The organism is Sivoneniella epilithica UHCC 1019 (assembly GCF_040830845.1).
Classification (GTDB): Bacteria; Cyanobacteriota; Cyanobacteriia; order Leptolyngbyales; family Leptolyngbyaceae; genus ULC077BIN1.
Window position 1 is genome coordinate 56,163 of record NZ_JBFPDP010000028.1, and the last position, 10,702, is coordinate 66,864.

General features: G+C 50.2%; 8 protein-coding genes, 1 tRNA gene and 2 pseudogenes. 5 read left to right on the forward strand and 6 right to left on the reverse strand.

Annotation, left to right across the window (positions count from 1 at the left end; translation table 11 throughout):
- Positions 1–9: 9 nt before the first annotated feature.
- Together AB3R30_RS16905 and AB3R30_RS16910 are read left to right on the forward strand one after the other, a co-directional pair.
- Positions 10–83 (forward strand) — tRNA-Arg (locus tag AB3R30_RS16905).
- Positions 84–286: 203 nt separating this feature from the next.
- A pseudogene (locus AB3R30_RS16910) lies at positions 287–505 on the forward strand (hypothetical protein); the annotation flags it as partial.
- A 26-nt stretch (positions 506–531) separates the two neighbouring features.
- Here the strand turns inward: AB3R30_RS16910 and AB3R30_RS16915 are convergent.
- Complete coding sequence (locus tag AB3R30_RS16915) at positions 532–972, reverse strand: hypothetical protein (protein ID WP_458650381.1); 441 nt, start codon at positions 970–972, stop codon at positions 532–534.
- Between the two features lie 165 nt (positions 973–1,137).
- Here AB3R30_RS16915 and AB3R30_RS16920 point away from each other — a divergent pair, with 165 nt between their 5' ends.
- Complete coding sequence (locus AB3R30_RS16920; protein ID WP_458650382.1) at positions 1,138–4,542, forward strand: two-partner secretion domain-containing protein; 3,405 nt, start codon at positions 1,138–1,140, stop codon at positions 4,540–4,542.
- Positions 4,543–4,589: 47 nt separating this feature from the next.
- Here the strand turns inward: AB3R30_RS16920 and AB3R30_RS16925 are convergent, their stop codons facing one another.
- Positions 4,590–4,823, reverse strand: a complete 234-nt coding sequence (locus tag AB3R30_RS16925) for a hypothetical protein (RefSeq protein ID WP_458650383.1) — start codon at positions 4,821–4,823, stop codon at positions 4,590–4,592.
- 203 nt (positions 4,824–5,026) lie between these two features.
- Here AB3R30_RS16925 and AB3R30_RS16930 point away from each other — a divergent pair.
- Positions 5,027–5,742: pseudogene (locus AB3R30_RS16930) on the forward strand (IS1 family transposase).
- A 93-nt stretch (positions 5,743–5,835) separates the two neighbouring features.
- Here AB3R30_RS16930 and serS read toward each other — a convergent pair.
- From serS to AB3R30_RS16950, 4 genes are all read right to left on the reverse strand, one after another.
- The gene (gene serS, locus AB3R30_RS16935) at positions 5,836–7,116 is read right to left on the reverse strand and encodes a serine--tRNA ligase (RefSeq protein ID WP_458650384.1); all 1,281 of its coding nucleotides are present in this window, start codon (positions 7,114–7,116) and stop codon (positions 5,836–5,838) included.
- A gap of 150 nt (positions 7,117–7,266) precedes the next feature.
- Entirely contained in the window at positions 7,267–7,842 is a 576-nt protein-coding gene (locus AB3R30_RS16940) for a sugar O-acetyltransferase (protein ID WP_458650385.1), read from the reverse strand.
- 109 nt (positions 7,843–7,951) lie between these two features.
- Positions 7,952–8,725: a hydroxyacylglutathione hydrolase gene (gene gloB / locus AB3R30_RS16945; protein WP_458650386.1), complete on the reverse strand. Its 774-nt coding sequence runs from the start codon at positions 8,723–8,725 to the stop codon at positions 7,952–7,954.
- Complete coding sequence (locus AB3R30_RS16950; RefSeq protein WP_458650387.1) at positions 8,722–9,225, reverse strand: N-acetyltransferase family protein; 504 nt, start codon at positions 9,223–9,225, stop codon at positions 8,722–8,724. Before AB3R30_RS16950 ends, gloB begins: the two co-directional genes overlap by 4 nt.
- A 70-nt stretch (positions 9,226–9,295) precedes the next feature.
- On the opposite strand from AB3R30_RS16950, the gene AB3R30_RS16955 reads away from it, so the two are divergent.
- Positions 9,296–10,552, forward strand: a complete 1,257-nt coding sequence (locus tag AB3R30_RS16955) for a glycosyltransferase family protein (RefSeq protein WP_458650388.1) — start codon at positions 9,296–9,298, stop codon at positions 10,550–10,552.
- Positions 10,553–10,702 lie beyond the last annotated feature (150 nt).

Here is a 10,702-nt window from a genome sequence, read left to right on the forward strand (position 1 = left end):
AGCTGATAGGGGTGTGTAGCTCAGTGGACTAGAGCACGTGGCTACGAACCACGGTGTCGGGGGTTCGAATCCCTCCTCGCCCGTTTTAATAATATGGTGATAAGGGCGCATTCAAATTGCGTCCTTCTTTTTATCCAGTGTTCTTCCGATGCTTTATTCGGTTCATCCGCCTAGCCCGTTTATGTATCGGTATGCCGATCAACTCTTGCCCGGTTGGTCGTGTCCGATCGCGTCTGTATTGATTGTGCTACAGCAGTCCGGCTGCGGGTTGATGGAGCGATCGCTGATGACAGAAACGCAAAAGCATTTATTGCGCGATCGCTTTTTGCAAACAGGCGGCGCGATCGCAGCAGCACTACAAAATCAGGGATACGATGCCGATTTGTTTGATCCAAAAACTGGTTTACCGATGCGCTCTCAAGCAGGGCGATCCATCGATGATGTTGCGGTGGTCAGAGCGTGTTTGGGATACAACACCCTGGAAATTGATGGCTGTTCTATTCTGCTGCACCCAGAATGGGGAACGGCGGTTTATCCGGCTGTTTTAGTGTCATCGGCGGTGCCAACCGTGGTAGAGCAGGTTGCCAGCCGAGTCATGGGTGCAGGAGGCTGGATAGACAGCAGCATCTCTCGTTTGAGGCGATCGGAATACCACCATTCATTCATCGGCTGCGGCAGTTTTACCCAATAACAGGTCAAAATCATTGGCTCCGATGGATTGGACAGGGAGCGATCGCCCCCTTGCCCCAACAGTTCAACGCTATAAGTAGGATGAGCGCGACTCGCCATATCTAAAATTAGCCGTCGTCCAATTCGCCGCCAACTGGGTTCTTTGCTGTGCCACTGCAACCGACAGCAGGGCCAAGGCAACTGTTCGCGATCGAACAAGCGACAGCACGCGCCAACTACTCGATAGCTAAAATGGCAGCCGGGGCTAGTGATAATTTGTCCGGGTTGCAAAGGATGAAGCATGGCAGTGATTTTGCCACAGTTTGCCGCATTTAGGAGCTACTAAAAACTTCATGAGGTGATTTTGTAGATACTTTTGACTTGGCTCAGGCAGGCAGCGAATTTTAATGAATCATCCTTAACCCTGCTGGTAGAATAACCGCACCTCTACTACCGCTGCTATCCATCATGCCGCTGAACCTGTTGCACCGCCTCACCCTTGCTAGCGCTACTGTTTCTGCTATTTTCGTTTCCCTACCCATTCAAGCTCAAATTGTGCCCGATGCAACCTTGGGTACTCAAGCGATCGGAGCTTGTGCTGGAGCAGGTGGCACTTGCGGAATCATCAACGGCACCACGCGAGGCAGCAATTTATTCCATAGTTTCCTACAATTTTCTCTACCGAATGGAGATGTTGCGGCATTCATCACCAATCCCGCGATTCAAAATGTGATTGTGCGCGTGACTGGAGTTGGGCAACCGTTTATCTCGAACATCAACGGCGCGATCGCAACCCTCGATCCCGCCTTTAACCTCACTCCCAGAAATTTCTTTTTGCTCAACCCGAATGGCATTGTCTTTGGTTCCAGAGCCACACTATTGAATGGTGGCGCATTTTTAGCCACTACTGCCGAGCGGATGCATTTTCAAGATGGGACAGTATTTGACAGCCGTGATGCGGCTCCCCTACTGACGGTCAGTGTGCCGATTGGATTGCAGTTTGGACAAACACCTGGCAAGATTCAGGCAGCATGGCAAATCAGCGCAGGAGTCAATAGTCTGTTTACCGACGTGGCTTTAGTGGGAGGAGATATTGATCTCAATGGGTCATTCATTATTTCACCCGGTAGACGAGTAGAAATTGGGGGGCTGTCTGCTTCAGGTACAGTTGGGCTGAATCTAAGTGATGGATTGAGCTTGAGTTTTCCAGCCAATGTTCTTCGGGGGAATGTCTCCCTCCGCAACGACAGCATCATTGATGTCAGCGCCGATCAAGGGGGAGCGATAACGATCACGGGTCAAAATATTGATATTGACGGCAGTTTGTTGCTGTCTGGAATGACGGGAAATGGTGCCAATCTGCAAGCAGGAGACATCACGCTGAATGCCACCCAGCAAGTGACGATTGGCGGAAGTTCCAACATTTTGCCCAACAGTGCGATCATCAATGCCGTCCTGCCAAACTCTACAGGCAACAGTGGCAACTTGCGGATCATTACGGGTTCTCTGGACATTAATGACGGTGCCAGAATTTTGGTCAACACAATAGCAGAAGGAAATGCTGGAAATATTTTCATTCAGGCGCGCGATCGCGTCACGCTCAACAACGGCTCCACGATTGAAAGTAATGTTTTACCAACAGGAATTGGTCAGGGTGGCACGATTCAAATCACTGCCAAGGCGATCGCGCTCAATCGTTCTCAAATTCAATCTCTCACAGCAGGACAAGGAAACTCAGGAAATATAGTCCTCGTCGCGCAGAATGAAATCACCCTGGCAGGCGGTAGTCAGGCAAGTGGAACCGCTAGCGCCATTATCACCGGGGTCAATCCGACTGGAGTGGGATCGGGTGGCACTCTGCAAATTTCCGCTGGTGACTTGAGCTTGACTGATGGAGCGCAGCTACGGACTGCCAGCTTGGGACGGGGCAATGCGGGTAATATTGTGGTGGATGTTCGAGATCGCGTCATCTTTAACGAAGCCCAAGCGTTGAGTATTTTGACCAACACAGGGGTTGGCAATGCAGGTAATATTCGCATTTCTGCAAACACCGTAGAACTGCGGACTTCTGAATCTGCACTTCAGTCTGGTATTCAGGGGCGTGGCAATGCGGGAAATATTGTAATCAACACTCGTGAACAGGTAAAGATTGATGGCGGCAGCATCATCAGCTTTGTCGATCGCGAATCGGTTGGACAGGGTGGAGATATTCAAGTCTTCACAAAAATCTTTGAAGTGATGAACCGGGGACAACTGAATGCCTCGACGCTAGGCAATGGGGATGCTGGAAATATTACAGTTGATGCCAGCGATCTCGTGGTTCTCAACAGTGCCGATATAGCGAGTTATGTTGAGTCCAGTGCTATTGGTAATGGTGGAACCATCCAAATTCTGACTCAGAATTTTGAAGCCAATGCCCAAACTCAACTCAACACCTCTAGTCAAGGTGCTGGAAGTGCTGGCGAAATTCTCATCAATGTCAGTCAGGGGCTTACGTTTGATAACTCCTTCATTGCCAGTCGATCGCTGACTGGCAGCAGCGGCAATAGCAATGATATCAACGTCTCGGCTGACAAGGTTGAGTTGAAAAATGGAGCCAAATTCCTGGCAACAACCGAAACAGCAGGCACAGCGGGTGACATTCGGGTGAATGCCAATAGTGTCACCATTTCCGATATCAATCTGCAAACCCAAGAACCCAGTGGGCTGATTTCAGCCACTCTTGGGTCGGGTCGGGGTGGAAATATTCTAGTGAACACCGATGCCCTTCGCCTATTGAATGGTGCGCTGATCGATGTTCGGACGATCGCCTCTGGAGATAGTGGCAGTATCACAGTGAATGCCAATACCGTTGAGTTGCGAAACGGTAGCCAGTTGGGTGCGGCGACCGAAGGCACAGGCAAAGCCGGAACTATCACAGTGAATGCTCGAAATCAGGTCGCGATCGCTGGGATTGATCCAACCTTTAATAGCGATCGCCTGTCCGCCAGTGCCAATAGCGGCATCGTTGTCCGATCTCTGGCATCTGGTGAAGCGGGAGATATTTTTATTACCACCCCACAACTTCGCCTGGATCAAGGGGTTCTTGATGCTCAGTCTGCCACCGTAGATGGGGGCAACATCAATTTGACAATCCAAGATCTTTTACTGATGCGGCGGGGCAGCCAAATTTCGGCAACAGCAGGCACCGCAGAGGCAGGCGGCAACGGCGGCAACATCAACATTAATGCGCCAAGGGGATTCATTATTGGGGTGAAAGGGGAGAATAGTGATATTACGGCAAATGCGTTTACGGGCAGCGGGGGACAGGTCAACATTACCGCCCAGGGAATTTATGGATTACAGTTTCGTCCAAGGCTGACGGAGTTTAGCGACATTACCGCCAGTTCTACCTTTGGCGTGAGCGGAGTGGTGGCGATTAACACCCTCGGCGTTGATCCGAGTCGAGGATTGCAGCAGTTGCCCGGCGGCTTAGTCGATCCCTCCAACCGGATTGATCAGAAATGTGCAGCAGGAAGTGGCTTCCGGCAAAGTTCGTTTACCGTGACGGGGCGGGGCGGCTTACCAGAGAATCCGCTAGAGCCGTTGCAGAGCAGCGAAGGTATTGCTTCTTGGGTCGAAGTGGGAACCGAAAATACTCACCCCTCTACTCCCACATCCCTGCCTGACTCCTCTCCCCCTCTCCCCTCACACCCCTCTACTCCTTCGCTCTTGATAGAAGCAGATAGTGTGATGGTGGACAAAGACGGCAGTGTTCAGTTGGTAGCAAGTCAGCAAATGGCTGAACCTGGTAGCTTTTGGCAGCCCACCTGTTCATCATTGAGAGAAGGCGATCGCAGGGCTGGAACAACACAGCATATCGTCCAGCCCTGACAATTCCCGTACTACTGCAACGTATTGGAACCCGCTTTTCTAGGGGACTAATTACGGCTCACCGCAACTTTATGTCGATAAACCAATTCTGCTTCAAACCAACCTGAAATGCCTAGAAGCATCGCCGCCGCCGCCGAAAAGGGCTTCCGTTGATCCTGTAGTCCGACTGTCCCCACGTGCTGCACCTGTCGAGTGGCGTGTCCCAAGATCCGAGCGTAGGCTGCTGCCGATTGCCCTGCCCAATAGCCAGAGTGCCCTTTGCGACCCCAACCTTTTGCCACCTGAGTTCCTCAACGGACTTAGAACCATCCTTTTTGGTAATCAACCAGGCATCTTGACCGACACGAGTTTGATTGATGATTTTGGTTTTCAGCCCTGTCGATCGCCCTACCACTGATGGTGTATCTCCATATAACCCCAAATCAAGTTGATTAGTAGATAAGGCGGCGTTGCATAATAGAAATATGAAATCAGGGTAAAAGCAATGCAGTGTCCCGAATGCGGTTCAAGTGAGGTCAGTAGAAACGGTAAGCAAAGAGGGAAACAAAATTACATCTGTAAGACCTGTCGGTGGCAATTTATCGCAACTTAATGATCCTGCTTCCAGTTATTCAGAGGAGTTTAAGCGGGAGTGCCTCACGATGGATGTTAACGGCATGGGTTTTCGAGGCATTGAGCGGGTTAAAGGAGTGCACCATACGACCATCATTACTTGGGTCAAACAAATCGGTGAACTGTTACCCGATGCTTACGATCCAGAGGTTCCTCCTGACGTTGGTGGGCTAGACGAGTTAGAAACGTTTGTGGGGTCAAAAAAACAAAATTTGGCTGTGGACTGCCGTTGACCACTTCAAAAAGGGGATTTTAGGATGGGCTTTGGGTGATCATAGTGCTGACACCTTTCGTCCGTTGTGGGCGATCGTTGCGACTTGGAAGTGTTACTTCTATGTCACCGTTCGCGTAGCGTTGCCGAAGGACTTAGGGTGGTCTGTTTATCCAGGATTTATTCCAGAGGGCGACCAAATTGTCAGCAAGACGTACATGACTCGGGTTGAGGGAGAAAACACCCGCTTTCGACCCTATCTGGCTCGGTTGCATCGCAAAACGTTGTGTTATTCCAAGTCCGTAGAAATCCTTAAACATTCAATTTGGTTGCTACTTCACTACCTCAAATTTGGTGATGTGCCTGTCCCTCAGTAAATCATATTCTCATTCAGCAGCGCCAGAAATTCTACGGCATGAATCGCAAATGAGCGATCGCCAGCATTCATCATCAGACTTTAACTATACAAATCACAGCACTTCGCGGTTTAGGTAGGGTTGCAACACGTCTGGAATGCGGACTGATCCATCAGGCTGTTGATAGTTTTCTAGCACGGCTGCCATCGTCCGACCGACCGCTAAGCCGGAGCCGTTGAGCGTGTGAACAAACTGAGTCCCTTTTTGCCCCGATTCCTTAAAGCGAATATTGCCGCGTCGCGCCTGAAAATCCCCAAAGTTAGAGCAGCTAGAAATTTCGCGATAGGTATTGGCAGAAGGGAGCCACACCTCCAGGTCATAGCATTTCGCTGCGCCAAAGCCAAGATCACCAGTACAAAGCTCGATCGCGCGATAGGGCAGTTTCAAAGCTTGCAAAATGGCTTCAGCGTTTTGTACTAAAGCTTGATGTTCTTGTTCAGATGTCTCCGGTTTGACGAGCTTCACCAGTTCCACCTTGTTGAATTGATGTAAACGAATTAGCCCACGGGTATCGCGTCCATAGCTACCTGCTTCACGCCGAAAGCAGGGCGTGTAGGCGCAGTGGAAAATGGGCAAGTCGTCTGCTGACAAGATTTCGTCGCGGTAGAGGTTGGTGACGGGCACTTCTGCGGTCGGAATCAGCCACAGATCATCGTCTTTGCACTGAAAGCTTTCTTCGGCGAACTTGGGCAGTTGTCCGGTGGCGGTCAGCGAATCTGTGTTGACCAAGAGCGGCGGCAACACTTCGGTATAGCCTGCGGCAGTTTGGCGATCGAGCATAAAAGAGATCAGCGCCCGTTCTAAGGCGGCTCCAGCTCCCAACAGCACAATAAAGCGACTTTGGGCAATTTTAGTGGCGCGATCGCTGTTCAAAATTCCTAGCTTTTCAGCAATTTCCCAATGGGGCAACAGCGTTGTACTCTGCGGTTTATACTCATCGCCCCACCGCCGAACCTCCACATTTTCGGTTTCGTCTTTGCCGATGGGCGTAGTCTCGCTGGGCACATTGGGCAAAGTCAGCAGCAGCGATTCAATCTCAGCTTTCAACTCTTTTTCTTGCGGCTCTAGTTCGCCCAGTTGCGCCTTAATCTGATTGCCTTCAGTCTTTAAGGTCAGCACTTCAGTATCATCGGGTTTGCTGCCTGCTTTCAGTTTTTGCCCGACTAATTTGCCAATTTCGTTGCTGCGGGCTTGCAGTTGGGAACGGGTTTTTTCTAGCTCTTTTTGCTGGCGATCGCGTTCCAGAATCGGCTGCACGTCGTAGCTACCGCTGCGCTGGTTCAGCTTTTCTTGCACCCATTCTGGATTTTCTCGGATTTGCCTTAAGTCAAGCACGGATCGTTCCCATTCGTTTCGTAAAAGTTCCTAACCCAGAATACACGGAATGGGGTGAAAGGTGAGTGGCGAGTGGCGAGTGGCGCGTGGGACAAGGAAAAAGGATGCCAAAAACTTTGTACTCCGAACTCTGAACTCCGAACTCTAAACTCAGCACTTTTCCAGAGTTTTAATCACTCGGCACGGATTTCCGACTGCGATCGCGTTGGCTGGAATATCCTTAGTGACCACACTTCCTGCCCCGATTGTGGTGTTGTCGCCAATGGTGACTCCAGGGCAGATGATCGCCCCGCCGCCGATCCAGACTGTGTTACCAATGGTGATTGGGGCGGCAAGTTCTCTTCCGGTCAGGCGAACCGTTGGATCGGTGGGATGAGTTGCTGTGTAGATTTGCACATAGGGAGCGCAGAGGACATCATTGCCGATATGAACAGTGTTGCAGTCGAGAATTACTCCGCCGTAGTTCATATAAAAGCGATCGCCGATAAAAATATTGCTGCCATAATCGCAGTGAAACGGCGGCACAATGTTCGCAGCCTCGCCTACTCTGCCCAACAGATCTCGCAAAATTTGTTGGCGTAGTTCTGGCTCTTCGAGGGTGGTTTGAGCATACTGGCGGAGCAATCGACTAGCGCGTTTATTCTCGGCGACCAGTTCTGGATCGGTTGCCAGATATAATTCCCCTGCCAGCATCTTCTGTTTTTCAGTTTGCTCAAACTCGCTCATCACTTTATCTGTATAGCAGTACAAGAAAAGGTCAAAACAACCGTCCGTTATTTCCGTTATTCCTCAAGAATATTTTCGCCCTACCCTATTCATCCGTTGCCATATTGCTTCAAAAGTGGTCTTTCATGCCGCGTAAACGAGCAAAGGTTTGAATGGAATTGGCGGATTGGGTCGCGGTTTGCAGTTCGGGTGCATCCCAACGAAGAAAAGGATTGGTGCGTTTTTCCATACCCAGATTGGCGGGAATGGTCGGTTCGTGGCGATCTCGCATTTGCTTTACTTCAGCAAATCGTCGTTGCAAATCCGGGTTGCTGCTATCCACCGTTAAATTAAACTGAAGATTTTTTAGGGTATATTCGTGGGCACACCAAACATAGGTGCTGTCTGGAAGAGTTCGCAGTTTGCCCAAGGATTCCACCATTTGCGCTGGCGTACCTTCACGCAATCTGCCGCAGCCACCGGAAAACAAGGTATCACCGCAAAACAAATCGCCCATTTCACCGGGAACTATCGGCGGAAAATAGTAGGCAATATGGGCGCGAGTGTGACCGGGAACGAAGAAAACCGCTGCCGTGCGATTAGCAAACGAAACGCGATCGCCGTCTTGTAAAAATATCTGTTGTCCGGGAATTCTGCCCCGATCTTCCACACCGCCATAGACGATCGCATTTGGAAAGTGCTGTAACAATTTTGGGTTACCGCCAATATGATCATGATGATGATGGGTATTGAAAATCGCCACCAGCTTTGCCCCCAGTTCCTTCAGCGTTTGCAAAACGGGTTCCGCGATCGCCGGATCGACCACGGCTGCACTATTGGACTCCGCATCATGCAGCAGAAACACATAATTGTCGGATAAAACTGGAATTCGATAGACCTTCATGAATTCGTCCTTTTTCCTAATGCCATTTGCCCTAATGCGTCGCCTGTCACGCGACAAATACGCCAATCGGGAAGCAGAGTTGCCCCCATTTTTTGATAAAAGCCGATCGCGGGTTCATTCCAATCCAGCACACTCCATTCTAGTCGTCCGCACTCTTGGGCGATCGCCCGTTGAGCGAGATACACGAGTAGCGCTTTGCCAATTCCTTGACTGCGGTAGTTTGGCAAGACGAATAAATCTTCTAGATAAATGCCTGGTTTGGTGAGAAAGGTAGAGTAGTTGTAGAAAAATAGGGCAAATCCCACGGCAGAATCATTGATTTCTGCCAAAATAGCTTCAGCATAGGGGCGATCGCTAAACAAATGCGATCGTAGCCCTGCTTCACTGCCTGTCACCTGCTCCGTCAGGTTTTCATAGGCGGCGAGTGCCCGAATCAAGCTAAAAATCGCGGCTTCATCACCGGGAACAGCCGTTCGTATGTTGATTTGGCTCAATGTCATGGGTTAAAAGGTTCTCTATCGCGGCTAAAGTGCCTGTATTGTATCGTTCAGGTAAAAGGATTTTGCATTGGTGAATCAGCCTGTTGATATTTTGATTTTGTCGAACGGTCCTGGAGAATTGGCAACTTGGGTGCATCCCGTGGTCAAGGAACTGCGCCGCCAACTAGGAAACGATCGCACACAGGTGAGAATTTCGGTGGTGCTGTCGCCCTGTGCTAATGCTAGCGGACAGGAAGGCGCGATCGCCCGTCGCTTTGCTGAAATCGATCGCGTCCAGGAAGCGGCTCAGTTTTTTCCATTTTTGCTATTCGGCAACACTCAAGATCACTGGGATTGGCGATCTCACGGTGTTGTGCTGTTTTTGGGCGGCGATCAGTTTTTTCCAGTGGTGATTGGCAAACGGATGGGCTATCGCACGGTAATTTATGCCGAATGGGAAGCACGTTGGCATTCCCTCGTCGATCGCTTTGGCGTGATGAACTCGAAGATTTGCGATCGCGTTGCCCCCAAATATGCCGATAAATTTACCGTTGTTGGCGATTTAATGGCAGAAGCAGGCAAGAGTGACGACGAAAATCAGTCTATTGACACTACGGAACTGCTGATTGGACTGCTCCCCGGCTCCAAACCGATGAAGTTAACTTTGGGAGTGCCGCTGACTCTGGCGATCGCAGATCATCTGCATCAAACCTATCCCACCGCCCAATTTGTGATTCCAGTCGCACCCTCTTTAGATCTAAAGCCCCTTGCTGCCTACGCTGATCCAGCCCACAATCCAATCATTCAAAAGCTTGGTTGGGCATCGGCAACCCTCGTCATTCCTGATACTGCCGACCAACTCCCCTGTTTGAGAACGATCGCGGGCACCGAGGTTCTTTTATGGAACCAGTTTCCCGCCTATGATGTGCTGTCTCGCTGCACTATTTGCCTGACCACGATTGGGGCAAACACGGCTGAACTGGGTGCTTTAGCCGTTCCAATGCTGGTGCTAGTGCCCATGCATCAACTCGACCTCATGCGAGCGTGGGACGGATTGCCCGGATTATTGGTAAATCTCCCCGCGATCGGAACGAGCATGGCAACATTCATTAGCTGGCTGGCTTCTCTTCGTCCCAAGTTGAGAGCGTGGCCCAACATTTGGGCAAAGCGGGAAATTGTCCCAGAATGGTATGGCGAGTTTCAACCCCAAGACGTTGCAGCAAAAGTAACGCACTACTTAGAGCATCCTGAAACATTGCAAACCATGCGAAATGAACTCCGGGCAGTCCGTGGACAACCCGGCGCAGCTGAAAAGTTAGTGCAGTTAGTGCGCGAAGAATTGGATTAAAGACGAGAGACGAAGATTTAAGAATTGCGAATTGCGAACTCAAAATTCAAAATATCTTCTACGGAGGACACTACGCGAACAAAACTCAAAACTCAAAACTCAAAACTCAAAACTCAAAACTCAAAACTCAAAACTCAAAACTCAAAACTC

Bases quoted from the DNA above. Each gene is read 5' to 3' on its own strand.
- AB3R30_RS16915 (WP_458650381.1), bottom strand. From the start codon at position 972: ATGCTTCATCCTTTGCAACCCGGACAAATTATCACTAGCCCCGGCTGC.
- AB3R30_RS16920 (WP_458650382.1), top strand. From the start codon at position 1,138: ATGCCGCTGAACCTGTTGCACCGCCTCACCCTTGCTAGCGCTACTGTT.
- AB3R30_RS16940 (WP_458650385.1), bottom strand. From the start codon at position 7,842: ATGAGCGAGTTTGAGCAAACTGAAAAACAGAAGATGCTGGCAGGGGAA.
- gloB (WP_458650386.1), bottom strand. From the start codon at position 8,725: ATGAAGGTCTATCGAATTCCAGTTTTATCCGACAATTATGTGTTTCTG.
- AB3R30_RS16950 (WP_458650387.1), bottom strand. From the start codon at position 9,225: ATGACATTGAGCCAAATCAACATACGAACGGCTGTTCCCGGTGATGAA.